Here is a 25,688-nt window from a genome sequence, read left to right on the forward strand (position 1 = left end):
CAAAAAAATAAGAAATCAAAAATACATATAATATGAATCTAAATCAATATACCGTAAAATCACAGGAAGCCATCCAAGCCGCGCAGCAAGTCGCAATGGAATTTGGTAACCAGCAAATAGAACCTCAACATTTACTTGAAGGAATTTTTCAGGTAGATGAAAACATATCGCCTTTCTTACTCAAAAAATCTGAAGCAGATGCAACTTTGGTAAGAGAGCGCAACCGTGAAAATCTTGAAAGACTTCCGAAAGTTCAGGGTGGAAATATTTATCTTTCAAATTCAGCGAACAAAGTTTTGTTGGATGCGCCAAACATCGCCAAAAAAATGGGTGATGAATTCGTAACGATCGAACATTTATGGCTTTCTCTTTTGGAAACAAATTCTGAAGTTTCGAAAACGTTGAAAGATATGGGCGTAACCAAAAGTCTTTTGGAGGGTGGAATTAAAGAATTAAGAAAAGGTTCGAAAGCTACTTCTGCAAGTTCCGAAGAGACTTATCAATCTTTAAATAAATATGCTAAAAACTTCAACGAATTAGCAGCAGAAGGAAAACTAGACCCGGTTATCGGACGTGATGAGGAAATAAGAAGAGTTTTACAAATTCTTTCAAGAAGAACCAAAAATAACCCAATTTTGATTGGTGAACCTGGTGTTGGTAAAACAGCAATCGCAGAAGGAATTGCGCACAGAATTATCAGCGGAGATATTCCTGAAAATTTGCAGGATAAAACTTTGTATTCTTTGGATATGGGAGCTTTGATTGCCGGTGCAAAATACAAAGGCGAATTTGAAGAGCGTTTGAAATCTGTGGTGAATGAAGTCATTAAATCAGACGGACAGATTATTCTTTTCATCGACGAAATCCATACATTAGTTGGAGCCGGAGGTGGTGAAGGTGCGATGGATGCTGCCAATATTTTAAAACCAGCTTTAGCAAGAGGAGAATTGAGAGCGATCGGTGCAACGACTTTAAATGAATATCAAAAATATTTTGAAAAAGATAAAGCTTTAGAAAGACGTTTTCAGAAAGTAATGGTGGAAGAACCGGATACAGAATCTGCGATTTCGATTCTTCGTGGAATTAAAGATAAATACGAAGCGCACCACAAAGTAAGGATCAAAGATGAGGCAATTATTGCGGCGGTTGAAATGTCTCAACGATATATTTCAGACCGATTTTTACCAGACAAAGCGATTGATTTGATTGATGAAGCTTCTGCAAAATTGAGAATGGAAATCAATTCAAAACCTGAAGAATTGGATGTTTTAGACAGAAAATTAATGCAGATGGAAATTGAATTGGCAGCGATTTCAAGAGAAGGAAGCCAAACGAAAATCGACCATTTAAAAGAAGATATCTCGAAAATTTCTGAGGAAAGAAATGAAATTAATGCAAAATGGCTGAAAGAAAAACAAAAATCTGAGGATTTAACATCCATCAAAAAAGATATTGAATCTTTGAAACTTGAGGCAGAAAGAGCTTCAAGAGCAGGTGATTACGCCAAAGTTGCTGAAATTCAGTACGGAAAAATCAAGGAAAAAGAAGATGCTTTGCAGAAACTCGAACTGGAGATGCAAAACCATCAGAATGAATTAATTAAGGAAGAAGTAACGGCTGATAATATCTCGGAAGTGATTGGAAAATGGACAGGAATTCCTGTGACCAAATTGCTTCAATCTGAAAGAGAAAAGTTATTACATCTTGAAACCGAACTTCATCACAGAGTTGTCGGTCAGGAAGAAGCGATTGAAGCGGTTGCAGATGCCATCAGAAGAAACAGAGCGGGTTTAAGTGACGAGAAAAAACCAATCGGAAGTTTCTTATTCTTAGGAACAACCGGAGTTGGAAAAACTGAACTAGCAAAGGCTTTAGCAGAGTTTTTATTCGATGACGAAAACAATATGACGAGAATCGATATGAGTGAGTATCAAGAGCGTCATTCGGTTTCAAGATTGGTTGGTGCGCCTCCAGGATATGTTGGTTACGATGAAGGAGGACAATTGACGGAAGCTGTGAGAAGAAGACCTTATTCAGTCGTGCTTTTAGACGAAATTGAAAAAGCACATCCTGATGTTTTCAACACGTTGTTGCAGGTTTTGGATGACGGTCGTTTGACGGATAACAAAGGTCGTGTAGTGAATTTCAAAAACTCGATTATCATTATGACTTCGAATCTCGGTTCACACATCATTCAGGAAAACTTTGAGAATATTACTGAAGAGAATCAAGACGAAATTGTGGACAAAACAAAAATTGAAGTTTTTGATTTGTTGAAACAGACTTTGCGTCCGGAATTTTTGAATAGAATTGATGAAACGGTATTGTTCCAGCCTTTAAGAAAAAAAGAAATCGGGAAAATCGTTCAGTATCAGTTGAGAGGTTTCAATGATTTGTTGCTGAAAAGAAACATCATTATGACTGCAACACAAGATGCTTTAAATTATTTAACTAATAAAGGTTATGACCCAGTTTTCGGAGCAAGACCTTTGAAGAGAGTGATACAGCAGGAAGTCTTAAATAAATTATCAAAAGAAATCCTTGCGGGAACCGTGAATGACGGCGACAGAGTTACCTTGGATTATTTTGAGGAGACGGGTTTGGTTTTCAGACCTTCAGAAAAATAAGTAGTTATTTTCATACATATTATTTTTATGATGAGGTGCTGTAGAGAAGTCTGCAGCACCTTTTATTTTTACACAATCCGTAAATTCACGATTTTTTTCATGGTAAAAACACGATGCCGTGATTTAGTATTTTTTTCTGACCTTTGTTAAACTAACTGAAAAACCTATTAACATGAAAAGTGAATCTACAGAAAACAAAGGGAAACCTCATTCTTCCGTACCAAGTACACTTCCTACAGCACTTGTGCAAAGTTTAGTTGATAATTACCGAGACAATCAACTTACTTATATTAATGAAAATTTAGGCGTTGACGATGCTCATTCTATTTGGTTTGATCTTCCCACTCTGAAAAGTTTCATTCAGGATATTGAGGAACAAGTACATTTGATTGATCCAAATATTCCCGATGCAGATCTTGGAGTTCGATTTTATTACGCTGCTTATCCCGAAGAACCTCAAGAACCAGTACCTACAGATTATGGACTAAGACATACTTTGGTTTTAATTCCTACAAAAAAAGAAGAAAATGTAGTTTGTGATTTTAACCCTTTCCCAGAGGATAAATCTGATGTAAGACCGGTAATGGCGTTGGCTCAAAATCATGGATGTTTGGTTCCACCGAATACAACGCAAATAGAATCTTACTAACAGAGTACTTAAAGATAAATGATATTCCAAGAATTCCTAATCAATAGTATGGTTTTTGCTGAAGGTATTGCAGCGTTGACTTCTATTTTTTTATATAAGAAAACAAAAAATACACCCTATCAGTTTTTTTCGTACTATCTTATTTTTATTTTCATTAGTGAAATGTTAAGCCGTTTCGGATACTTACCATTTCCAAAAATTTCATACTATAATAATTTTGTTATTCCGGTAGAATTTATAATGCTTTATTGGCTTTATGCATGGAAATCATTGAATAACAGGAATCTCTTTTTCATTTTCGCAGCACTTTATTTACTGTCATTTATACCAAACGAATTGTATTTTACAAAAAACAAGGTAATCTACTCTTTCAACTACACATTTGGAAGCTTTCTTCTGATGTTTTTGGTGATTATGGAATATTATAAACAAATTAATTCAGATAATATTCTCAATTTTTCCAAAAACAGAATGTTTTACATCAATCTTGGAGTAACTTTGTTTTATATAGGTACACTTCCTTTTTGGGCATTTTATTTTCCTCTCTTAGAGCATATGGAAATCTATGAAATTTACCGAGACTATTTTTGGATATCAGGAATTATCATGTATCTCTTATTTGCAAGTTCATTTATATGGGGGAAACGGAATTATTCTTAACGATTATTACTTTCAACTTATTTTTTGTGATGTTTATCGTCGCAGTGATGATTTATATTCGAAAATATAAGCAAAGAAAAATGGAATATCTAAGTGAAATTCAGCTTAAAAATGAAATTCATCAAAGAGAATTATTGACAACACAACTTGAAATTCAGCAGGCAACAATGCAGCAAATCGGTCGTGAATTGCATGATAATATCGGTCAAAAACTAACCTTAGCAAGTCTTTATACTCAGCAATTGCTGTACGAGAATAAAATTGAAGGAGAAATTGAAAAAATTGATCAGGTTTCACAAATTATCAATCAGTCATTGCAGGATTTGAGGAGTCTTTCTAAAACTTTGACAGACGATAATATCAACCAAAAAGAAATTGTAACTTTAATTCAGGAAGAAGTTGACAATGCCAATATTTTGAAAAAATGCAAGATTAGTTTTGAGCATAATTTCGAATATCTCGATTTAGATTTTGTTCACAAAAACGTTTTACTGAGAATTACACAGGAGTTTATTCAGAATAGTTTTAAACATTCTCAATGCGAAAATATTTTAATTACATTAAATACCAACGAAGATAATCTTTGGGAATTTAAAATTACTGATGACGGAATTGGTTTTGATATTGAGAACATCCTTTCCAACGGAATCGGGCTTACCAACATGAAAAACAGAGCTGAAATCATCGGAGCAACTTTTAATCTTGAAAGCAATGAAAGCCATGGAACTTCTATTGAAATTAAATTAAAAAAACAGTCATGAAAAAGACTATTGTAATTGTTGACGACCATTTATTGATTGCAAAAGCACTGGAAGGAATTATCGGAAATTTTGGTGATTTCGAAGTAATTTACGTGGCTGAAAATGGCAAAGACCTCATCGAAAAACTCGAAAACGGAGAAAAAATTCCAGACATCATCCTTCTCGACATCAGTATGCCATTAATGGACGGTTTTGAAACTGCTTTTTGGTTAAAAGTAAATCATCCCCACATCAAAGTGATGGCTCTGAGTATGCAAGGAGACGACAATAGTGTGATTAAAATGATTAAAAACGGGGCAAAAGGTTATTTGCTTAAAAATACCCATCCAAAAGATTTAGAAACCGCTCTTTCCAAACTAAACAGCGACGGATTTTTCTATCCAGATTGGGCATCGAAAATTATTTTCTCAAACATTAACGGAGACAAAGGATATGAAAAGACGGTAAGAATTTCAGATAGGGAAAAAGAATTTTTGACTTATACTGTTACCGAACTCAGCTACAAAGAAATTGCAGAAAAAATGTGTTGCAGCCCAAGAACAGTTGAAAGTTATAGAGATCAGCTCTGCGAAAAATTAGATTTAAAAACTAGAGTCGGCTTAGCTGTTTTTGCTTTGAAAAATGGTTTTGCAGAATCGTAGGAATTTATTTTTCATCTGCTAAACATAAATCTACAAAACAAAAAACCAAAACAGAATATTTCTGCTTTGGTTTTTTTTGAACTAAAATCTTTTTTAGATTTTAAAATTTGTGAAAAATATTTGGTCTATTTAATACTTACCAATTCTACATCAAAGATGATCGTAGAACCTGCCGGAATTGCAGCACCTGCTCCTTGATCTCCATAAGCAAGGTCTGAAGGAATATAAAATCTGTATTTAGAGCCTTTGCTCATTAGTTGAATACCTTCTGTCCAACCTTTGATTACACCGCCAAGATTAATATCCATTGGATTCCCGCCATTTTTATCAGTAGAGTCGAAAACCGTTCCGTCCAAAAGTTTCCCGGTATATTTTACCTGTACAACGTCTGTTGCTTTTGGTTTTGTTTTACCATCACCATCCTGCAAAACCTCATACTGCAAACCTGAAGCTGTGGTTTTTACTTTCGGATTAGTTTTATTTTTAGTAAGAAAATCCTGACCTTTTTTCTTATTTTCACCTGCTTGTGCTAATGCTGCAGATTGCTTTTTTTCATTTTGCTTCTGCATAAAATCCTGCATAAAAGTATTCATTTCTTCAGCAGGCATAAGTTTCTTAGTTCCATTCATCTCTTCTTTTATAGCCTGAGCCAAAAGATCTGCATCTACTTTGAAACCTTCCTGTTTCATGTTTTGGGCAATATTTAGACCTATATAATATGAAGCTTTTTGGTCATCTGTATATTTACTGTCACTTTTTCCTTCATTTTTCTGAGCGCATGAAACGCTGAATATTGCCATGCAAAATAATGCAATAGTCTGTTTTTTCATTTGATAATATTATTATTTATAACTGATTAATTAACCGCTGCAAATCTATCATTAATTGAAGAAACTTTCCTGCTGTACAAAACTTTTTTCTGTTAATTTTTTTTTAAAATTGAGAGAAATCAAATTACTCTACAGTCTTTCCTGCTCATCAGCTTTTTTAATTGTTTTTGAATTTTTCACCGATTGATTTCCGAAATTATATTTAAGTGAAAATGTAAAACCCTGCGTATCCTGATAGTCTAAAAAGTAATTATCCTGATTGCCATATTTCGTACTTACTTTTTGCTGAGTAGACCTGAAAATATCGTTAAAAATAAATGCTGCTTCCAATTTTTTATTGAAAAATTTCCTGTTCATTACAAAATAAGCAGACCATTGACTAGAGATTGTAAAAGTCCCCTGTATTCCGGGAGAATAATACTTGTGCCCAAGTTCCATTTTCCAATCTGAATTTTTGTCTAAAGTGAGACTTGTCGAAATATTAGAAACCCAATTCCAAACCTTATTTCTATTTAAAACTCCATCAATTCCTTTGAAATAATTTTCATTATGTTCTAAATTTTCAGAAACAATTAAGCTCCACCAAGGTTTGATTTCAAAACTTTTATAAAGACTTAATCCAAAAGCTTGTCCTTTCTCTATATTGGTAAAATAATAGATCAGATTATTATTTTCATGCTGCTGAAAAGAGATTTCCATGGATGGAAAAAGTTCTTTCCGATAATAAAAATCGACATTCCAGTTTTTGAAAGAATAGGTCAGATTTAAATTGTGAATAATAGTCGCTTTTAATTTCGGGTCACCTTGATAATAAGAAAACAGATTGTAGTAAGATTTTGCAGGATTTAACCAAGAATAAGATGGTCTACTGATTCTTTTTCCGTAAGAAAAACCAAATTCATGTTTATTATCCGTCGTATATTGAGCATAAAATGTAGGAAACAAACTCCAGTAATTATTTTTATTCACTTCATAAGGTTCAGAAACAATTCCTTCCAAGTCTGTCATTTCAGCACGAAGTCCACCTTTAAAACTCCATTTTTCAAGATTATAAGCCATTGAAGTATAGATTGCAAAATTGTGTTCTTTATAATCAAAAAGGCTGCTTTTTTCAGGTCTATATTGAAATTCTCCACTTTCATTATCCGAAAAATCAAGTTGACTGTCCGTTTTCACAAAACTATATTTTCCACCTGATTCCAATTCGAGTTTATCATTTTTCCATTGGTAATCAAATTGTGTGGAATACAATTGAACATCACTTTTATTATTTGTCATAAAATTCGTTTCCCTCGGAGTTTGATTGGCAAAATTCAGATACGTGAGAACATTTTGATATTTACTTGAATTATTTCCTGTAAAATAATTAATCCATGAAAGACTACTTTTTTTATTTAATTTCCTATCAATCTGAAAGCTCAAAGAATTATTAATTGTTCGTGAATGATGGTCATTAATTGTCGTATAATTTGATTCAGCAACGTTTTGAGAATTGTAGATCAAAGTAGGAACATTGTACGTTCCAAAAGATTTTGGATTAAAATATCCTGAATAATTCAAGCTTGCTGTTGTAAGGCTGTCGATCTCGTATTCTACATTAAAATTTACCGTATTCTGACTTTTTGCCTGATCTTTTCTGTTCATCGTACTGATCCAGATTGTACCGTCTTCAGGATAATTTACAAAATCAGTTCCTTCACGATAATACGTTCCTGTTCCTCGAAAATAACTTCCCATGATTGAAAGTTTGTCTTTTTTGTAATACTGTGAAAGCCCCGCAACTGCTTTTGCATATTGAGTCTGAATATATTTTGAAGATAAAACTCCGCGATAGCCTTCTATTTTATTTTTCTTCATGACAATATTCAAAACAGCTCCACCTTCGGCTTCGTATTTTGCAGGCGGATTGGTAATCACTTCCACAGTTTTTACATCATCACCTTGTGTATTTTCCAGAAAATTTTTGAGTTCTTCACCTGTCATCATCACTTTTTTATCATTAATGGTTACCAAAACTGAAGTTCCACCTTTTACAGCCAAAATATCATTATTGATAGTAACTTGCGGAGTTTTTTTAAGAATTTCCCAAGCGTTGAGTGATGAAATATTAGAATTTTCAACATTAAATTCCAATCGGTCTACTTTTCTTTTAACCAAAGGTTTTTTCTTGATTAGTGTTACACCTTCAATGTCTTTATGATTGTTTTTTAGAGTGATATTTAAAATTTCATTTTCCGATTTAGCACTAATTGACTTTTCAAAAGACAGATATTTTTCATCACTAATTTTTAGCTTAAATAATTGTTCAGAAAGATTTTCAAATGAAAAATTTCCTTCCATATTTGTGAATAAGCTTTTAATTAAAATATTTTCAGAATTATACAATTCTATTTTTACAGAATCGAGTTTTTCCTTTTTAGAATTAAAAACAGTTCCTGATATTTTTTGCGACTGCGAAAAAACAAAAACAGGAAAAAGAAGTAAGAGAAGATATTTATACATACTGGTAATTTTAAATTTAATTCAAACTGATTTGATATTTTCTTGGTGCAAAATTCAATATTGCAGCTGAGAATTTCGGTTAACGGAAGGTTAATGCGAGGTTAATGGTAAAAGTGAAGTCCCGAAATGTATATATTTGCTTTAATGATTTCTAAAAGTAAATATCTTGTATCGCTTTTTGCCGGTTTATTCCTGCTTTTGTTGGGGATTCAAGTGTATTTTATGTACAAAACCTATCAGGTAAAAAAACGTGAAATTTATAGCGATGTACACAAAAAAATCACAACTCACATCGATAATTTAGAAGATCTGGGACAGCTTAGCAAACATGGAAGCAATGACTCAAAAGATATTTTTGTAAAATTTACTCATCAGGAAATCACGAAAAAGGAACTTTTAGCCTACTTTGAAAAGTATAAAAATTCAACAAGAAATAATTTAAGTAACTACATCGATAAAAAATTTGAAAAAGATGATTATGAAGTTGCTGTAAGAGTCGTTTATTTGTCAGTAACCTCCCTTCCCGACAGTACAAAATTGATTGATAAACCAATTGTACTTTACGAAACAAAAAATAAAGTTCTGAAGCCCGGAATTTCAGAAACAGGAAAATGGGAAACCTCATCCACTTCTACTTCAGATAAAGCAGAAAAGCCTGAAAGAAATGATTCCTTTATTGTAAAAAGCCAGACAGATTTTGAGATTTTAAACATCAATTACATTGTCTTTAAAGAACTCACTTTACTTATTTTATGCTGTATAGCTTTACTTTTAAGCGTTTTGCTTTTATATATTTTCACTGTAAAAAATTTAATTAAACAACAAAAACAGATTGAGGTTTTACACACTGTTGTCGACAATATTTCTCATGAATTTAAAACTCCAATTGCAACTCTTAAAATTGCTTCAAAAACATTAAAGAAAGAATACAATCAAGAGATTTTTCCTTTAATCGACAGACAGATTTCCAGATTAGAAGATCTAATGAAGCAACTTCACGCAGAAGAATTTGATGAAGAAATTTCAATAATTCATCCACAAGATTGGTTTTTTTTCATTCAAGATTTAGCATTCACTTATCCTAAAGCTGATCTTGAATTGAATAATTCCGTTTCTACAGAACTTCCGTTTGATAAAAAATTAATGGAAACGGTAATTAAAAATCTTTGTGAAAACAGCGTAAAATATGGCGCCTCAAAAATTAAAATTAATTTAAAAACCATTCAAAACAAACTCGAAATCACAGTTTCTGACAACGGAAACGGAATCGAACAAAAAGAACTGAAAAATATTTTTGAAAAATTCTACCGAATTCAGCCTAATAACATTCACAACAGTAAAGGTTTAGGTTTGGGTTTATTTTTCGTGAAGAAAATTATTGAAAAATATAACGGAAAAACGGAAGTTTCAAGCATAGTGAAAGAAGGAACAACTTTTAAAATCTCAATTCCTTATGAAGGTTAAAATTCTATTGGCAGAAGACGATTCAGACTTCGGGATGATTTTAAAACAATATCTCGAGCTGGAAGGTTTTGAAGTTTCATGGTTTCATAATCCTGAAGATGTGGTTTCTATTTTGCAGACAGATTTTCATTTTCATATTGGGATTTTAGACATTATGATGCCCAATATTGACGGTTTTTCTTTGGCTAAAATGATTTTAAAAGCTAAACCCGATTTTCCAATATTATTTTTAACGGCTAAAAATCAAAAAATAGACCGCTTAACCGGACTGAAAATCGGAGCCGATGATTACATTGCAAAACCCTGTGACCCGGAAGAACTAATTCTAAGAATTAAAAATATTTTAAAAAGAACTTTAATTTCTGAAACGATTACTCAATTCAAAATTGGGAACTATATTTTAGATACAGAAAAACTTCTGCTTATTCATCCAAACGAAAAAATTAGGTTGACTATTCGTGAGAAAGATCTTTTACTTTATCTCTTAAAATTCAATCACAAAATCATAAAACGAGACGATATTCTCGATAATCTCTGGGAAACGAACGATTATTTTACAGGAAGAAGTCTTGATGTTTTTATAAGTCGGTTACGGAAATATTTTCAGCACGATGACAAAATAAAAATCCAATCCCTGCGAGGAATTGGATTTGAAATTGATTTTCCAGAGAATTAATTTTTAAATTGCAACTCAGTCAAAACAGGAAAATGATCCGACGGATAAAGTAGATTTTCTCGTCTGTCATTGATGTGTCTGTGAGATTTTATTTTAAAACCTTTCACAAAAATATAATCAATTCTGTCTTTCGGAATTTCGGTGATATTGAAACCTGTGAACGTTCCAACAGGGCCATAATGTTTCGTTTCTGATTTATAAAAAGTATCATCCAAGTTTTTTGAAAGAATCTGTACTGGTTCTGTATCTTCTGTCAAATTGAAATCACCTGTTAAAGTCATCGGTAAATTTTTCGGATTCAGTTCTTTTGCTTTTTTTAGAATTAAATCGGATGATTTTACTCTTGCCACATTTCCGATGTGATCGAAATGAATATTCATCGCTAAAAATTCCTTCTTCGATTTTTTATCTTTAAAAATTGCCCACGAACAGATTCTGTTCAAAGCAGCATCCCAACCTTTTGATGGTTTTTCAGGAGTTTCAGATAACCAAAAAGTTCCTGATTTAACAACCTGTAACTTTTGTGTATCATAAAATATCGCAGAAAATTCACCTTTTTCTTTCCCATCTTCACGACCAACTCCTACATAATCATAGTTTTTAAGTCCTGTTTTAATATCTTTCATTTGCTCCGGAAGCGCTTCCTGAACTCCGAAATAATCTGGATGATAGTAAGTCAACAAATCAAGCGCATCTTGTTTTCTATTCGTCCAAGAGTTTTCTTTATCAGAATCTACATTGAGTCTGATATTGAAAGACATTACTTTTAAATTCTGAGAAAAGCTCCACGCAAAAACAAGCATTAACAAAGCTGAAAATCTGAAATTCATTAGGTTTTTATTTTAATTACAGAACAAAAATAAAACTTCTCTTTCAGAGAGAAGCTTTATTGTGATGATTATATTGTTAAATTAATTGAAGAACTTTATTTTGAACACTGAGTTCACAATGTTTTATTAATAGAATGTATTCAAAAAGTTTCACAAAGCCGCTAAAGCCTATATAAGTTTTAAATTATCACGAAATTAATTCGATTTTTTCGCTTTAATTATTGCTTCCAAAGCATCCCACATTTCTTGCGGAATATCTTCGAGCATATTAAATTCTCCTGCGCCTTGAAGCCATTCTCCACCATCAATCGTCACCACTTCACCATTCATGTAAGCGGAGTAATCTGAAACTAAATAAGCTGCAAGATTTGCCAATTCCTGATGTTCTCCTACTCTTCTCAACGGAACTTTTTTTCTCATATCAAATTTTTCCTGCAAGTCTCCCGGAAGCAATCTGTCCCAAGCTCCTTTTGTAGGAAACGGTCCAGGTGCAATTGCATTGAATCGGATTCCATATTTTGCCCATTCAACTGCTAAAGATCTTGTCATTGCTAAAACTCCGGCTTTTGCGCAAGCTGATGGAACAACATATGCAGAACCAGTCCAAGCGTAAGTTGTGACAATATTTAAAACGGTTCCTGAGGTTTTTGAATCAATCCAATGTTTTCCGATGGAAAGTGTGCAGTTTTTGGTTCCTTTTAAAACAATATCTAAAATAGAATCGAATGCAGAATGCGTTAATCTTTCTGTAGGTGAGATAAAATTCCCTGCTGCATTATTCAAAAGAATATCAATTTTTCCGAATTCTTTTAAAGCAGCTTCTTTCATTGCTTCAACCTCATCCCAGTTTCGAACATCACAAGCAACACATAGAACTTTTCCTCCGGTTTCATCCTCTAATTCTTTTGCAGTAACCTGAAGTTTTTCTAAATTTCTTGAAGTGATGACCACTTTTGCCCCTAATTCTAAGAAATATTTGGTCATTGCTTTTCCCAGTCCGCTTCCGCCACCTGTAACTATTGCAACTTTATCTTTCAGAGCGCCTTCACGCAACATCGGTTGTGTATAAAGATTCATATTTTATTTTTTCTTAAAAATAATAAATATTAAAATGGTATGCTTTAAAATAAGTCAAGAAATAATGCTGTAAATAGTTGTTTTATTTTATTGGAAAGGTTCAAAAGATATAAATGACAAATTTTGAAATTATGACTTCAATCCTAGCCTCGATTGCAGCATTTGTTTGAGCTCATTTTTTTGAATTAAAAAATAGCGAGTGCGGAAAGCGAGAATTGCTCTTAAAAGAAATCGACGTAATCAAATAGCTCCAAATAAAAAAACAGTCTAATAAATAATTTATCAGACTGTTTTCTATATAAGAAACAAGATTAAATCGATTATTTTACAACCGTACCTTTGAAAGATAGTGTTTTGGGCTCATAACTACCTGCTATAGTTACTGTTATTGATTTTGAAAATGGTCCTTCTGCAGCAGCATTGTAACTTGCTTCAACAAACCCTGTTTTTCCAGGCAAAACTTTAGTTTTTGTATAATCTGCAGTTGTACATCCGCAAGAAGGTGCAACTTTGTCAATCATAATAGGCTGTGACGAAGTATTTGTAAATTCAAATCTGATCAATTTCGGTTTTCCTTGAGGAATGTTTCCTACATCGATCGTTTCAGATTTCCATTTCGCAGCTTCTGCAACTTTTTTAACGATTGAAGCTGGAATTACCGGAAATACATTTGCATAAAACGGATAGAATGCTAAAACTGCAAGAAGTGCTGTAATTTTTAAATTTTTCATAGTGTAAATTTTAAATCAAATATTATTTTTTTGTTTAACAAATGTAGACCTTAAAATGACTGCAAGTTGTTAACCGTTATCAAACATTTGTTAATGAGTTGTTAATGGTGAAAAAATTATAGATATTTTTGGATAATATTGCCTTTGAAAATGGAAATCAAGAAACTCAACATTATTATTAGCCTTGGATTGGTCGCTATCATCGGAATTTTGATCGCTCAATTATTATGGACCAAACAAGCCTATAATCTTGAGGACAGAAAATTTAATCAGAAGGTAAACATCGCTTTGATGGAGGTTGTCGACAAAATGACTGAAGGGAAAACTTCTTTTACAGAAAATCCCGTTCAGATTATTGCCAATGATTATTATGTGGTTAATATCAATAATGAGTTTCATCCTGCAGTTCTTGAACATTATTTGAAAACAGAGTTTACGAGATTTCAAATTAATACAGATTATGTTTACGCCTTGTACAATTGCCACAGCGACCAAATGGTTTACGGAAAATACATGACTCAACATCAGGAAGAACCCAGTGAAAAGGTGATTCAGTTTCCTAAACATAAAAATTTAGTGTATTATTTTTCGATACGTTTTCCGGATAAAACTACTTATCTGATTAGCTCATTACGGTTTTGGTATTTGCTGACTTTTGCTCTGATCATTATTTTGCTGGTATATGTTTATTCGATTTACACGATTATTCAACAGAAGAAATTCTCAGAATTGCAGCGTGATTTTATTAATAACATGACGCATGAATTTAAAACTCCCTTATCATCAATCCTTTTAGCTTCAGAATCCCTCAATAAGCAGGAAATTGTTCAGGAAAACCCTAAACTTCAGACTTACACTTCAATTATTATTAATCAAAGTCATAAACTGAATAATCACATCGAAAAAATCTTGAATATTGCCAAAAACGATGCTTCAGGATTATCATTAAAGCCTCACAAAATTATTTTGCTACCTTTCATTCAGGAAATTGCAGAAAATATCAAACAGAAAAATGAAAATGTTTCAATAAAAATAGATATTGAAGAAAGTATTTCAATCTTAGCCGATGAATTTCATTTCACCAACATCATTTACAACCTTTTAGACAATTCAATTAAATATTGCGAAACAAATCCTGAGATTCTCATTTCTTCAAAAAAAGATTCAAAAGGCTTATATTTAAAGTTCAAAGATAACGGAATGGGAATTCCTGCAAAAAACATTGCTCATATTTTTGATAAATTTTATCGAGTGAATGCCAATAAAAGTGATGAAATCAACGGTTTTGGTTTGGGATTATTTTATGTAAAAAAGATTGTTCAACAACATCATTGGAAAATTTCGGTTGAAAATAACTCCGATAAAGGAATTACCGTTACTTTGTTTTTTCCGTTTTAAAACTAATTTGTAATGATGGATAAATCCAAAATTCTATATGCCGAAGATGATGCGACAATTGCTTTCCTGATTCAGGACAGTCTGGAAAACTATTATGAAATTGAACATTATTCCAACGGAAAATCAGCGTTTGAAGCATTCAGCTGTAAAGATTTTGACATTTGTCTGCTTGATATTATGATGCCGGAAATGAATGGTTTTGATCTTGCCGAAAAAATCCGTGATAAAAACTCAGAAATCCCAATTATTTTTACCTCAGCAAAGGCTCTAAAAGAAGACCGGATTAAAGGTTTAAAAATTGGAGCCGATGATTATTTGGTAAAACCGTTCAGCATTGAAGAACTCATTTTAAAAATTGAAGTTTTTCTGAAGCGTTCAAAAAAAACAGAAAATACTCCTCAAAAATACAAGGTCGGAAAATATCATTTTGATTCTAAAAATTACACTTTAAACGACACTCAGAATACCTTTACACTTACTCAAAGAGAATCAGATTTATTATTTTATTTCATCCGTCACAGAAATACAATTCTCAAAAGACAGGATATTTTAAAAGCAATCTGGGGTGATGACGATTATTTTATGGGTAGAAGTTTGGATGTTTTCATTTCAAGACTGAGAAAAATATTTGCCGGTGACAACAATATTGTTATTGAAAACATTCACGGGATTGGCTTCCGTTTTTCTGAAACTGAACAGATAAATTAGGTTTAAATTAATGTGACCAATTTTTTAATTAATTTTAACCTTTGCAAAATTACCATTCATGAAAAAGTCGGGAACAGCTTTATTAATATTTCTATTATTTTTCAGTTTAAATCTAAATGCTCAAAAATTCGAAAAACTTTCTCAATATGTCAATCCATTAATCGGAACTGAGAAAATGGGACATACTTATCCCGGAGCGACTGCGCCTTTCGGAGCTGTCCAGTTAAGCCCAGAAACAGATACTATTGCCTACGAACTCAACGGAAAATACAACGGTGAAGTTTATAAATATTGTGCAGGATATCGTTATGAAGACAAAACAATCGTAGGTTTCAGCTCGACACACTTTAGTGGAACGGGACATTCTGATTTGGGAGATTTTCTGGTCATGCCGACTGTCGGAAAATTACAATTGAATCCCGGAACTGCAACAAATCCTGAAAGTGGCTACAGAAGCAGATTTTCTCATCAAAACGAAAAAGCAGAGGTCGGATATTATAAAGTAAAACTCGATGACCACAATATTTTAGCTGAATTGACAGCGACAACCAGAGTCGGTATTCATCGTTATACTTTTCCAAAGTCTGATCAGGCTCACATTATTTTAGATTTAATGGCAGGAATTTACAATTATGACGGTAAAAACGTATGGACTTATGTTCGTGTAGAAAACGGAAATACGATTACAGGTTACAGACAAACGAATGGTTGGGCAAGAACAAGAACGGTTTATTTTGCGATGAAATTTTCAAAACCATTTAAATCTTACGGTCAGAAAAACTTTGATGGAAAACAGGTATACAATGGATTTTGGCGAAAATTTGACCAAACCAAAAACTTCCCTGAAATCGCAGGAAAAAATCTGAAAATGTATTTCGATTTCGATACGATTGAAAATGAAGCGATTGAAGTGAAGCTTGCCATTTCTCCGGTGAGCCAAGCCAACGCCTTAGAAAATTTAGAAAAAGAAACCGGCAATCTATCTTTTGATCAGGTCAAAGCACAAACTCAGGAAACTTGGAATAAAGAATTAAATAAAATTGTTGTAAAAGGTTCTGAAACAGAAAAAACAAACTTTTATACCGCAATGTATCACACTTTTATAAGTCCGACAACTTATACCGATGTCAACGGAGAATATAAAGGTTTAGATCAAAACATTCACAAAACGGAAGGTTTCACCAATTATACAACATTTTCAATTTGGGACACTTACCGAGCGTTGCATCCATTTTTTAACATTATTCAACCAAAACGGAATAATGATATGGTGAAATCGATGATGGCACATTACAATCAATTTTCGATGAAAATGCTACCGATTTGGTCGCATTATGCAAACGACAATTGGTGCATGAGCGGTTATCACAGTGTGAGCGTGGTTGCAGACGCGATCATTAAAGGAAATTATCAAGGAGATGCAAAAGAAGCTTTGAAAGCCTGTGTTGCGACTGCTAACAAAAGAGATTACGAAGGCATCGGACAATATATTGATTTGGGATATATTCCTGCTGAAAAAAACGGAACTTCGGTTTCTAACACTTTGGAATACGCTTACGACGATTGGGCAATTGCTCAGTTGGCAAAACATTTGGGTGAAACGGAAATTTACAATCAATTCATCAAACGTTCTGAAAACTGGAAAAATAATTTCGATAAAACAGTCGGATTTATGCGTCCTCGCTTGGCGGATGGAAGTTTTAAGAAAGATTTTAATGCTTTAAGTACTCACGGACAAGGCTTTATTGAAGGAAATTCTTGGAATTATAGTTTCTTCGTTCCACAGAATCCGGATGAATTAATTCAATTAATGGGTGGAAAGAAAAAATTCGCTTCAAAACTGGATGAACTGTTCACGATGCATTTACCAGACGAGTTTTTTGCAGACACAGAAGACATTACAAGAGAAGGAATTATCGGCGGATACGTTCACGGAAACGAACCGGCGCATCATGTTGCCTATTTTTACAATTGGGCAGGACAACCGTGGAAAACTCAGGCGCAAATCAGACGAATTTTAGAGATGCAATACAAAGCAACTCCCGATGGATTGGGCGGAAATGATGATGCGGGACAAATGAGTGCTTGGTATATTTTAAGTTCTCTTGGTTTTTATCCGGTTGCTCCGGGTTCAGAAGATTATGCGATTGGTAGTCCGGCAATTGACCATGCAGTTTTAAACTTAGAAAATGGAAAAACTTTTGAAATTGAAGCGATTAATCAAAGTCCGAAGAATGTATATATTCAGAAAATTGTCTTGAATGGAAAGGAAATTAAAAACTTTACATTGAAACATTCTGAGATTATGAATGGCGGAAAATTGAGTTTTTATATGATTTCTAAACCTCGAAAATAATTTTATTTAAACACAAACTACACTAATTTTCTCAAAGAAACTTAATGAATATTTTCACCGTTTGTCATTCAGAGCGGAACAAAGTGGAGCGTGGAATCTAAATATCGCTCTAATTAAGTTATTTAGATTCCTACCGAATGATAAAATTATCATGATTATTCTCTCGCAGATTTTACTGATTACGCAGAGTTTTTGATGATGATTATACTTGAAAATCACAATCCGTAATTTGCATACGATAATCTTCATTTTGCATACATCCGATTTCTAATTTCTGCTGAATTTTGTATCAATAAAAATCAACAATATGAAATTGAATCAGGTAAAATTAGGAATTCAGGGATTAATCATTCCGAATATTGGTTTGGGATGTATGGGAATGACAGGTTTTGGCGATGCCGATATGTATGGCAAAACCGACGAAACGGAAGCCATCGCAACCATTCATCGCTCTTTGGAATTGGGTGGGAATTTTCTCGACACAGCAGATTTGTACGGACCTTTTACAAACGAACGATTAATTGCAAAAGCCATTGAAGGCAATCGTAACCAATATATTATCGCTACGAAATTCGGTTGGGAAATCGATGACAATGAACAAGTCACGTGGAAAATCAACGGAACAAAAGATTATGTAAAAAAATCGGTTGAACGTTCACTGAAAAATCTGAAAACCGATTACATCGACTTGTATTATATGCATCGTCTCGATAAAAATGTTCCGGTTGAAGAAACGGTTGGAGCAATGAGTGATTTGGTAAAAGAAGGAAAAATCGGGTACATCGGTTTGTCGGAAGTTTCTTCTGAGACTGTGAAAAGAGCGCACGCAGTTCATCCGATTTCGGCAGTTCAGAGTGAATATTCTCTGTTTGAAAGAACGGTTGAAGAAAAAGGTGTTATCAAAACTCTGAATGATTTGGGAATTGGTTTTGTGGCTTATTCTCCGCTGGGAAGAGGATTTTTGTCCGGAAATATCAAAACAATTGAAGATTTGCCTGAAAATGATTTTCGAAGAGGAATTCCACGTTTTCAAGGGGAGTATTTTCAAAAAAACATTGAACTGGTGGAAGCAATTGAAAATATGGCGAAAGAAAAAGATATCACTTCTTCTCAATTGGCTTTGGCGTGGATTATCAGCAAAGGAATTGTTCCGATTCCAGGGACGAAACGAAGAAAATATCTTGAGCAGAATATTGAAGCCAGCAAAATCGTTTTGAGCGAATCTGATATTCAGAAGCTGGAAAGTATTGTACCTTTGGGAACAGATACTGGAGCGACTTACGATGAATTCGGGATGGGACTTTTGGATTATTAATCTTTTCTAAACTTAATTTATTTGTAGTTTGTCATTCTGACGTAGGAAGAATCTCAACTTTATTTTTAGAGATTCTTCACTCCATTTCATTTCGTTCAGAATGACAAACTGCCTATAAACACAATACGATTGCGCCCCGGCTTGAACGGAGCTCTTTTTGTGGAGCAAAGCGGAACAAAAAAGCGGGAGTGGAAGACGGATTAAGGCGCCCAAACCTAACAAAGTGGTTCGACAGAGTCAAATAATTACTACCTTTAATATTTAGAATTTCAAAGTATGAATACTATAAAATCTATTTCGGCTTTTCACAGACTACTGTCGCTTCCGGAACCGAAGCATCCGATGGTAAGTGTCATCAATCTTTCTGAAAGTATTTTTATTGAAGATGAGGTTTGGAAGGGTTTTGTGAGTCGTTATTATTGCGTCGCGTTGAAACGAAATGCGACCGGAAAAATAAAATACGGACAGCAACATTACGATTACGACAAAGGCGTATTGAGTTTTACGGCTCCGAATCAGGTTCAGTATCTCGATTTGAAGACGATGGATTGTGAAAATACGGGTTACCTGTTAATTTTTCACGAAGATTTTCTGTTAAAACATTCTTTGGCAACTACGATTTCGTCTTACGGATTTTTCTCTTATGCTGTGAATGAAGCGTTGCATCTTTCTGAGGATGAGGAAAACGATTTGCTTGAAATTCTGAATAAAATCGATAAGGAATGTCAGCACATCGACCAGCATACGCAGGAAATTATTTTGTCTCAGATTGAGTTGCTGCTGAATTATTCCAAGCGTTTTTACGAAAGACAATTCATTACCAGAAAAAGCGGAAGTCATCAGCTTTTGACGAAATTTGAAACGTTTTTGAATGATTATTTTGATAAAGAATCTTCTGAAAAAGGACTTTTAACCGTTCATCAGATTGCAGAAGCAATGAATCTTTCTCCTAATTATTTAAGTGACTTATTAAGAATACAGACCGGACAAAACACGCAGCAACATATCCACGAAAAGTTGATTAGCAAAGCGAAAGAGAAACTTTCTACTACTGAATTAACAGTCAGTGAAATTGCATATGAACTGGGGTTTGAACATTCGCAGTCTTTCAGTACGCTTTTTAAAAAGAAAACGAAAATGTCTCCTTTGGAATTTAGGCAGTCTTTTAATTAATTATAAAATTTATTCTCTCGCAGATTTTGTGGATTGAGCAGATTTTTTTTCTAATTCATCTGCCAAATTTGCTAAATCTGCGAGAGTTATTTATTTTCAAAAACATCTTCTCTGATATTATTTTTATGTGTTCGTCCCCACTCGGAAAGCGCTATTATAACCGGCTTCAGTGTTTTGCTGTAGTCTGTCGAAATATATTCTACCACGACAGGCGTTTGCTCGCTGTGAACGATTCTTTTGACAAAACCATTTAATTCTAAATCTTTCAACTCGTTCGAAAGCACCCTTGCCGATATTCCGGTAACGATTCTCTGAAGCTCATTGAACCGAATATTGCCATGTTCCTGCAAAGCAATAATAATTTTCAGTTTCCATTTTCCTCCAATGACGTAAATCGCATCTTCAACGGAAGAAAGACTTTCAGTACATCTTTGATGAGTAATAGGCTCTTCGATAGCAAAACTTGTTTCCATACGTAAAACTTTAACTAACCCAAAGGTTACTACTAACCTTTTGTTTACTACTAACTTTTGATAAGCAAATGTACATAATTTTGTCAAAGAAATTTAAAATTAAAAAAATGAAACAAATTTTGCGCATTATCTCAAGCCCGAGAATAGAAGTATCTGCAAGCAGAAAATTAGGAAGTGCTGTATTGGAAAAAATTCTGGAGAAATACCCTGACAGCAATGTAAAAGAACGTGATTTAACCAAAAATCTCGTTCCGCTTTTGGAAGATGTCCACATCAATTCATTTTTCACACCGTCAGAAAGCCGTTCTCCCGAGCAGGAAACCATCAATCAATATTCCGAAAGTTTGATTTCGGAGCTGCAGGAGGCAGACATCATCATTATAGAATCTCCGATGTACAATTTCTCTGTTCCTGCCACATTGAGAGCCTATTTTGATTACACTTCGAGAGCAGGATATACTTTCAGTTATGACGAAAATGGACCAAAAGGACTGCTGAATAATAAAAAATTATATGTTGCTTTTTCGTCAGGAAATATCTATTCACAAGGGCCTTACCAAATTTACGATTCTAATGTACCTTATGTCAAGAATGTATTTGGTTTCTACGGTGTCACTGATGTCAGTGTTTTCCGTGCAGAAGGACTGTCAATCCCGGGAATTATGGAAAATGCTTTAGAAAAAGGAATTGAAAGTATTGTGATTGATTGATTTCAAGTGATTGTTAGATAAATTTTCTCTCGCTGATTAATCAAATTTTGCAGATTATGTTTTAAATCTGCTTCATCTGCTCAATCTGCGAGAAACAAAAAAAGACTGCAATTTGCAGTCTTTTAATCTATTCCTGAACTTCAAAAAGCAATCGCTCTCCGAATTTCTCTTCATTGATTTTTCCGTTGTCATAAACTAGATTTCCGTTGACAAAAGTATGGGTGACTTTAGAATTAAAATTCATTCCTTCAAGCGGACTCCAGCCACATTTGTAAAGGATATTTTCTTTGGCAACCGTCCAGTTTTCTTCTAAATCTACCAAAACCAAATCTGCTTTATAGCCTTCTCTCACAAAACCTCTTTTCTCCACTCTGAAAAGAATAGCAGGATTATGACACATCTTTTCAACTATTTTCTCAAGAGTAATTTTTCCGTTTCTAAAATTCTCCAGCATCACGACCAATGAATGCTGAACCAAAGGCGCTCCGGAAGGGCATTTTGTATAAACATTTTGCTTTTCTTCCCAAGTGTGTGGCGCATGGTCTGTAGCAATCACATCGATTCTGTCATCAAGCAAAGCTTCCCAAAGCCCGTCTTTGTCTTTCTGAGTTTTTACTGCTGGATTCCATTTAATTAATCCGCCTTTGGTATCGTAATCTTCATTCGTAAAAGTCAGATGATGAACACAAACTTCGGCCGTTATTTTTTTATCTTTTAATGGAATGTCATTTCTGAAAAGCTCCGTTTCAATCGCTGTTGACAAATGGAAAACGTGAAGTCTTGCTCCAGTTTTCTTCGCTAGTTCAATCGCTTTTGATGACGATTTATAACAAGCTTCCTCACTTCTTATCAAATGATGGAATTTTACAGGAATATCTTCGCCGTATTCATCTAAATATTTTTGAGTATTTTCTCTAATAGTTGCTTCATCCTCACAATGAACCGCAATAAGCATTTTGGTATTGCTGAAAATATTTTCTAATGTTTCAGGATTGTCAACCAACATATTTCCTGTTGATGAACCTAAAAATAATTTGATTCCGGGAACATTTCTTGGATTTGTTTTTAAAACTTCCTCTAAATTATCATTTGTTCCGCCCATCATAAAACCGTAATTCGCATAAGCTTTTTGAGAACCAATCTCGTATTTATCTGCCAACAATTCCTGAGTTACAGCATTTGGAACGGTGTTCGGCTGGTCGATGAAACTTGTGATTCCGCCTGCGATTGCAGATTTTGATTCGGTTTCGATGTCACCTTTGTGCGTTAAACCCGGTTCACGGAAATGCACTTGGTCATCAATAATTCCCGGCAACAAATATTTTCCGGAAGCATCGATAATTTGGTCAACATTTTCTTCAGAAATATTTTTCGAAATCTGTGAAATCAAATCATTTTCAATCAGAATATCACTTTGGAAAACCAGATTTTCATTGACGATTTGGGCGTTTTTTATTAGAATTTTCATTTTTACTTTTTAGATATAAAGATTTGTATTGCACAAATTTAATATTTTCAGGAATGATTTTTAAACTTAAGTCTGAAAATTGTGAATTCTAATATTTACATTTGCACTTTAAAAAAATTAATTTGTACAAGAAATTATTTGGGCAAACCGCTGTATATGGACTGAGTTCGGTTTTGGTAAGAATTTTTCCGTTTCTTATTGCGCCAATCGTTACGAAAGCTTTCGGACCTTCTGCTTCGTCACCTTTTGTAGATTGGTATTCTATTGCTGGAGTAATTACGGTTTTCCTGACTCATGGAATGGAAACTTCTTTTTTCCGTTTTGCTCAGGAAGGTGATATTGATAAGAAAACTTTAGTTTCAACTTGTGCTTTAAGTGTTTTAGGAACAGGATTTATTTATCTGATTTTAGGGTATGTTTTTAGGCAGGATTTAGCAAATGCTTTTGAAACTCCAGATCAAGTTAATTATCTGATTATTTTTCTTTTTATTTTATCTTTTGATGCATTTTCAACAATACCTTCTGCAGTTTTAAGGCTAGAAGGAAAACCTGTTCAATATATGCTTTCAAAAGTAATCGGATCTTTGGCTTATTACTTTTTGGTTGTATTTTTTATTAAATGGCTTCCAAATTATCCCAACGGAATTTTAGGAATGAAATATGATCCTGAAATTGGTGTCGGGTATGTTTTCATTGCCAATTTGGTGCAAAGTATTATCACTTTAGCTATTGTAGGAAAGGAATTTGTGAATTTCAGTTTTAAAAAGTTTGATTTTAAACTTTGGAAAAGAATCATGAATTATTCATGGCCGGTTATGATTGCGGGATTGGCAGGAATCATTAATCAGACTTTAGACAGACAGTTTTTGAAATATTTACTTCCAAAAGAAGAAGCTAAACATCAGATTGGAATTTACGGAGCGGTTTATAAAATTGCTACATTTATTACAGTTTTCAGACAGGCATATCAATTGGGGATTGAACCTTATTTCTTCTCAAGTTTTAAAGATAAAAACAACCATAAAACTTATGCAGTTTTGATGGATGTTTTTGTGATTTGTAACTGTTTAATTTATATCGGATTGATGGTAAATCTTCAGTGGATTTCTGAAAAATATTTAAAAAACCCATTGTATTATGAAGGAATTGAAATTATTCCGTTCGTGATGTTAGGTGCGTTATTTTTAGGAATTTATTTAAATCTTTCAATTTGGTATAAACTTTCAGATCAAACGAGAGTAGGACTTTACATTTCTTTAATTGGAGCAACAATTACAATCTTCATCAACTTTACATTTATTCCAACTTATGGGTATTGGGCAAGTGCATTTGCTGCATTAATTACTTATACAAGCATGATGGTAATTTCATATTTTTGGGGAAGAGCACAATATCCCATTCATTATAACGTCAAAAAAATAGCAGTATATTTATCGCTGTCAATTGCCATTTCGATGGTTTCGTTTTACTATTTCCGAGAGAATTATTTAATAGGAAACGGCTTGTTTATCTTCTTCATAGCTTTTTTAATTTATAATGAAAAAACGATGATCAACAAAATACTTAGAAAATCTTAAAATTCAAATTAAAACTATACATATAAAATGAAAATAATTGTTCCAATGGCCGGAAAAGGCTCAAGATTGAGACCACATACGTTAACCGTTCCAAAACCATTGATTCCGATTGCCGGAAAACCCATTGTGCAAAGATTAGTAGAAGATATTGCAAAAGTTGCAGGAGAAACAATTGATGAAGTAGCTTTCATCATTGGTGATTTTGGAGCTGAGGTAGAGGCTTCATTAATTAAAATTGCTGAAAAATTAGGCGCAAAAGGAACTATTTATCATCAGCTTGAACCTCTTGGTACAGCTCACTCTATAAAATGTGCAGAAGAATCAATGCAGGGAAATGTTGTAATTGCTTATGCAGATACACTTTTCAGAGCAGATTTTACGTTAGACACCAATTCTGACGGTGTAATTTGGGTAAAAAAAGTAGATGATCCTTCAGCTTTTGGAGTTGTAAAATTAGATGACTACGGTTTTATTACTGATTTTATAGAAAAACCACAAACTTTCATTTCAGATCTTGCGATTATTGGAATTTATTATTTCAACTCAGCAGAAAAATTGATGGATGAGATTAATCACATCATGGATAACAACATTAAAGTTAGTGGAGAGTATCAATTAACAACGGCTTTAGAAAATCTTCGTCAGAAAGGTGCAAAATTCTCTTTAGGTAAAGTTGATGATTGGATGGATTGTGGAAATAAAAATGCTACAGTTGAAACCAACGGTAAGATTTTGGAATACGAAAAAGACGAATTTACAGGATTTCCTCAGTCTGCAAATATCCAAAACTCTTTGATTATTCAGCCTTGTTATATTGGTGAAGATGTTGAGATTTCAAACTCTAAGATTGGACCTTACGTTTCTTTAGGAAAAGGTACAAAAATTATCAACTCTAATATTGATAACTCTTTGATTCAGGAAAAAACAGTAATTGATCATGGAAATCTTTCCAACTCTATGATAGGAAGTTCAGCTCATTATTTCGGAGTTGCAAGAGAAATTTCTTTAGGAGATTTTTCTGTTTTAGACTTTTTATCAAAATAAATTAAACTAAAATAACGT

Annotated in this window: 22 protein-coding genes; 15 read left to right on the forward strand and 7 right to left on the reverse strand. The window is 33.5% G+C overall.

The window, feature by feature from the left end:
- Positions 1-32: 32 nt before the first annotated feature.
- From clpB to OF897_RS14305, 5 genes are all read left to right on the forward strand, one after another.
- On the forward strand, positions 33-2,627 hold the full coding sequence (gene clpB / locus OF897_RS14285; RefSeq protein ID WP_267266368.1) for an ATP-dependent chaperone ClpB: 2,595 nt from the start codon (positions 33-35) through the stop codon (positions 2,625-2,627).
- 172 nt (positions 2,628-2,799) lie between these two features.
- Complete coding sequence (locus tag OF897_RS14290; RefSeq protein ID WP_267266369.1) at positions 2,800-3,276, forward strand: hypothetical protein; 477 nt, start codon at positions 2,800-2,802, stop codon at positions 3,274-3,276.
- An 18-nt stretch (positions 3,277-3,294) separates the two neighbouring features.
- Positions 3,295-3,936 carry a hypothetical protein gene (locus OF897_RS14295; protein ID WP_267266370.1) on the forward strand — a complete coding sequence of 214 codons (642 nt, stop codon included), beginning with the start codon at positions 3,295-3,297 and terminating at the stop codon, positions 3,934-3,936.
- Positions 3,912-4,697 (forward strand): sensor histidine kinase, encoded by a 786-nt coding sequence (locus OF897_RS14300; protein ID WP_267266371.1) that lies wholly within the window; start codon positions 3,912-3,914, stop codon positions 4,695-4,697. Before OF897_RS14295 ends, OF897_RS14300 begins: the two co-directional genes overlap by 25 nt.
- Positions 4,694-5,338 carry a response regulator transcription factor gene (locus OF897_RS14305; RefSeq protein WP_267266372.1) on the forward strand — a complete coding sequence of 215 codons (645 nt, stop codon included), beginning with the start codon at positions 4,694-4,696 and terminating at the stop codon, positions 5,336-5,338. The genes OF897_RS14300 and OF897_RS14305 overlap by 4 nt, the downstream gene beginning before the upstream one ends.
- A gap of 125 nt (positions 5,339-5,463) precedes the next feature.
- Here OF897_RS14305 and OF897_RS14310 read toward each other — a convergent pair whose 3' ends face one another.
- A complete protein-coding gene (locus OF897_RS14310) occupies positions 5,464-6,168 on the reverse strand; it encodes an FKBP-type peptidyl-prolyl cis-trans isomerase (RefSeq protein ID WP_267266373.1) in 705 nt (234 codons plus the stop codon).
- 129 nt (positions 6,169-6,297) lie between these two features.
- Positions 6,298-8,670: an outer membrane beta-barrel family protein gene (locus OF897_RS14315; RefSeq protein WP_267266374.1), complete on the reverse strand. Its 2,373-nt coding sequence runs from the start codon at positions 8,668-8,670 to the stop codon at positions 6,298-6,300.
- Positions 8,671-8,892: 222 nt separating this feature from the next.
- Between OF897_RS14315 and OF897_RS14320 the strand changes: the two genes are divergently transcribed.
- Complete coding sequence (locus OF897_RS14320) at positions 8,893-10,134, forward strand: sensor histidine kinase (RefSeq protein WP_267266375.1); 1,242 nt, start codon at positions 8,893-8,895, stop codon at positions 10,132-10,134.
- Positions 10,124-10,810: a response regulator transcription factor gene (locus OF897_RS14325; RefSeq protein WP_267266376.1), complete on the forward strand. Its 687-nt coding sequence runs from the start codon at positions 10,124-10,126 to the stop codon at positions 10,808-10,810. Before OF897_RS14320 ends, OF897_RS14325 begins: the two co-directional genes overlap by 11 nt.
- Here OF897_RS14325 and OF897_RS14330 read toward each other — a convergent pair.
- The 3 genes from OF897_RS14330 to OF897_RS14340 form a co-directional block, all read right to left on the reverse strand.
- Positions 10,807-11,640 carry an endonuclease/exonuclease/phosphatase family protein gene (locus OF897_RS14330; RefSeq protein WP_267266377.1) on the reverse strand — a complete coding sequence of 278 codons (834 nt, stop codon included), beginning with the start codon at positions 11,638-11,640 and terminating at the stop codon, positions 10,807-10,809. The genes OF897_RS14325 and OF897_RS14330 overlap by 4 nt on opposite strands.
- A gap of 195 nt (positions 11,641-11,835) precedes the next feature.
- Positions 11,836-12,717, reverse strand: a complete 882-nt coding sequence (locus OF897_RS14335; protein ID WP_267266378.1) for an SDR family oxidoreductase — start codon at positions 12,715-12,717, stop codon at positions 11,836-11,838.
- Between the two features lie 320 nt (positions 12,718-13,037).
- Positions 13,038-13,448 (reverse strand): DUF1573 domain-containing protein, encoded by a 411-nt coding sequence (locus OF897_RS14340; RefSeq protein ID WP_267266379.1) that lies wholly within the window; start codon positions 13,446-13,448, stop codon positions 13,038-13,040.
- Positions 13,449-13,598: 150 nt separating this feature from the next.
- Between OF897_RS14340 and OF897_RS14345 the strand changes: the two genes are divergently transcribed.
- The 5 genes from OF897_RS14345 to OF897_RS14365 all read left to right on the forward strand — a co-directional run bounded on the left by OF897_RS14345 (position 13,599) and on the right by OF897_RS14365 (position 20,398).
- The gene (locus tag OF897_RS14345) at positions 13,599-14,846 is read left to right on the forward strand and encodes a sensor histidine kinase (RefSeq protein WP_267266380.1); all 1,248 of its coding nucleotides are present in this window, start codon (positions 13,599-13,601) and stop codon (positions 14,844-14,846) included.
- Between the two features lie 15 nt (positions 14,847-14,861).
- A complete protein-coding gene (locus OF897_RS14350; RefSeq protein WP_267266403.1) occupies positions 14,862-15,554 on the forward strand; it encodes a response regulator transcription factor in 693 nt (230 codons plus the stop codon).
- A 58-nt stretch (positions 15,555-15,612) separates the two neighbouring features.
- A complete protein-coding gene (locus OF897_RS14355; RefSeq protein ID WP_267266381.1) occupies positions 15,613-17,910 on the forward strand; it encodes a GH92 family glycosyl hydrolase in 2,298 nt (765 codons plus the stop codon).
- A gap of 307 nt (positions 17,911-18,217) precedes the next feature.
- On the forward strand, positions 18,218-19,225 hold the full coding sequence (locus tag OF897_RS14360; RefSeq protein ID WP_267266382.1) for an aldo/keto reductase: 1,008 nt from the start codon (positions 18,218-18,220) through the stop codon (positions 19,223-19,225).
- Positions 19,226-19,501: 276 nt separating this feature from the next.
- On the forward strand, positions 19,502-20,398 hold the full coding sequence (locus OF897_RS14365) for a helix-turn-helix domain-containing protein (protein ID WP_267266383.1): 897 nt from the start codon (positions 19,502-19,504) through the stop codon (positions 20,396-20,398).
- An 86-nt stretch (positions 20,399-20,484) separates the two neighbouring features.
- Here the strand turns inward: OF897_RS14365 and OF897_RS14370 are convergent, their stop codons facing one another.
- Complete coding sequence (locus OF897_RS14370) at positions 20,485-20,871, reverse strand: winged helix-turn-helix transcriptional regulator (protein WP_267266384.1); 387 nt, start codon at positions 20,869-20,871, stop codon at positions 20,485-20,487.
- A 107-nt stretch (positions 20,872-20,978) separates the two neighbouring features.
- On the opposite strand from OF897_RS14370, the gene OF897_RS14375 reads away from it, so the two are divergent.
- On the forward strand, positions 20,979-21,581 hold the full coding sequence (locus OF897_RS14375; RefSeq protein ID WP_267266385.1) for an FMN-dependent NADH-azoreductase: 603 nt from the start codon (positions 20,979-20,981) through the stop codon (positions 21,579-21,581).
- Between the two features lie 127 nt (positions 21,582-21,708).
- Here OF897_RS14375 and OF897_RS14380 read toward each other — a convergent pair whose 3' ends face one another.
- Positions 21,709-23,049 carry a dihydroorotase gene (locus tag OF897_RS14380; RefSeq protein ID WP_267266386.1) on the reverse strand — a complete coding sequence of 447 codons (1,341 nt, stop codon included), beginning with the start codon at positions 23,047-23,049 and terminating at the stop codon, positions 21,709-21,711.
- Between the two features lie 122 nt (positions 23,050-23,171).
- On the opposite strand from OF897_RS14380, the gene OF897_RS14385 reads away from it, so the two are divergent.
- Positions 23,172-24,626: a lipopolysaccharide biosynthesis protein gene (locus OF897_RS14385; protein WP_267266387.1), complete on the forward strand. Its 1,455-nt coding sequence runs from the start codon at positions 23,172-23,174 to the stop codon at positions 24,624-24,626.
- A gap of 27 nt (positions 24,627-24,653) precedes the next feature.
- Positions 24,654-25,670, forward strand: a complete 1,017-nt coding sequence (locus tag OF897_RS14390) for a sugar phosphate nucleotidyltransferase (RefSeq protein WP_267266388.1) — start codon at positions 24,654-24,656, stop codon at positions 25,668-25,670.
- The last annotated feature ends 18 nt before the right edge of the window (positions 25,671-25,688 follow it).

The sequence above is a fragment of the Chryseobacterium formosum genome (assembly GCF_026460885.1).
Lineage (GTDB): Bacteria > Bacteroidota > Bacteroidia > Flavobacteriales > Weeksellaceae > Chryseobacterium > Chryseobacterium formosus.

What these genes read in the sequence shown, in the direction of transcription:
- OF897_RS14360 (WP_267266382.1), top strand. Translation starts at nt 18,218, where the DNA reads ATGAAATTGAATCAGGTAAAATTAGGAATTCAGGGATTAATCATTCCG.
- OF897_RS14290 (WP_267266369.1), top strand. Translation starts at nt 2,800, where the DNA reads ATGAAAAGTGAATCTACAGAAAACAAAGGGAAACCTCATTCTTCCGTA.
- OF897_RS14320 (WP_267266375.1), top strand. Translation starts at nt 8,893, where the DNA reads ATGTACAAAACCTATCAGGTAAAAAAACGTGAAATTTATAGCGATGTA.
- OF897_RS14390 (WP_267266388.1), top strand. Translation starts at nt 24,654, where the DNA reads ATGAAAATAATTGTTCCAATGGCCGGAAAAGGCTCAAGATTGAGACCA.
- OF897_RS14365 (WP_267266383.1), top strand. Translation starts at nt 19,502, where the DNA reads ATGAATACTATAAAATCTATTTCGGCTTTTCACAGACTACTGTCGCTT.
- OF897_RS14370 (WP_267266384.1), bottom strand. Translation starts at nt 20,871, where the DNA reads ATGGAAACAAGTTTTGCTATCGAAGAGCCTATTACTCATCAAAGATGT.
- OF897_RS14335 (WP_267266378.1), bottom strand. Translation starts at nt 12,717, where the DNA reads ATGAATCTTTATACACAACCGATGTTGCGTGAAGGCGCTCTGAAAGAT.
- OF897_RS14350 (WP_267266403.1), top strand. Translation starts at nt 14,862, where the DNA reads ATGGATAAATCCAAAATTCTATATGCCGAAGATGATGCGACAATTGCT.
- OF897_RS14315 (WP_267266374.1), bottom strand. Translation starts at nt 8,670, where the DNA reads ATGTATAAATATCTTCTCTTACTTCTTTTTCCTGTTTTTGTTTTTTCG.
- OF897_RS14295 (WP_267266370.1), top strand. Translation starts at nt 3,295, where the DNA reads ATGATATTCCAAGAATTCCTAATCAATAGTATGGTTTTTGCTGAAGGT.
- OF897_RS14375 (WP_267266385.1), top strand. Translation starts at nt 20,979, where the DNA reads ATGAAACAAATTTTGCGCATTATCTCAAGCCCGAGAATAGAAGTATCT.
- OF897_RS14305 (WP_267266372.1), top strand. Translation starts at nt 4,694, where the DNA reads ATGAAAAAGACTATTGTAATTGTTGACGACCATTTATTGATTGCAAAA.
- OF897_RS14330 (WP_267266377.1), bottom strand. Translation starts at nt 11,640, where the DNA reads ATGAATTTCAGATTTTCAGCTTTGTTAATGCTTGTTTTTGCGTGGAGC.
- OF897_RS14325 (WP_267266376.1), top strand. Translation starts at nt 10,124, where the DNA reads ATGAAGGTTAAAATTCTATTGGCAGAAGACGATTCAGACTTCGGGATG.
- OF897_RS14300 (WP_267266371.1), top strand. Translation starts at nt 3,912, where the DNA reads ATGGGGGAAACGGAATTATTCTTAACGATTATTACTTTCAACTTATTT.
- OF897_RS14310 (WP_267266373.1), bottom strand. Translation starts at nt 6,168, where the DNA reads ATGAAAAAACAGACTATTGCATTATTTTGCATGGCAATATTCAGCGTT.
- OF897_RS14345 (WP_267266380.1), top strand. Translation starts at nt 13,599, where the DNA reads ATGGAAATCAAGAAACTCAACATTATTATTAGCCTTGGATTGGTCGCT.
- OF897_RS14380 (WP_267266386.1), bottom strand. Translation starts at nt 23,049, where the DNA reads ATGAAAATTCTAATAAAAAACGCCCAAATCGTCAATGAAAATCTGGTT.
- OF897_RS14340 (WP_267266379.1), bottom strand. Translation starts at nt 13,448, where the DNA reads ATGAAAAATTTAAAAATTACAGCACTTCTTGCAGTTTTAGCATTCTAT.
- OF897_RS14355 (WP_267266381.1), top strand. Translation starts at nt 15,613, where the DNA reads ATGAAAAAGTCGGGAACAGCTTTATTAATATTTCTATTATTTTTCAGT.
- clpB (WP_267266368.1), top strand. Translation starts at nt 33, where the DNA reads ATGAATCTAAATCAATATACCGTAAAATCACAGGAAGCCATCCAAGCC.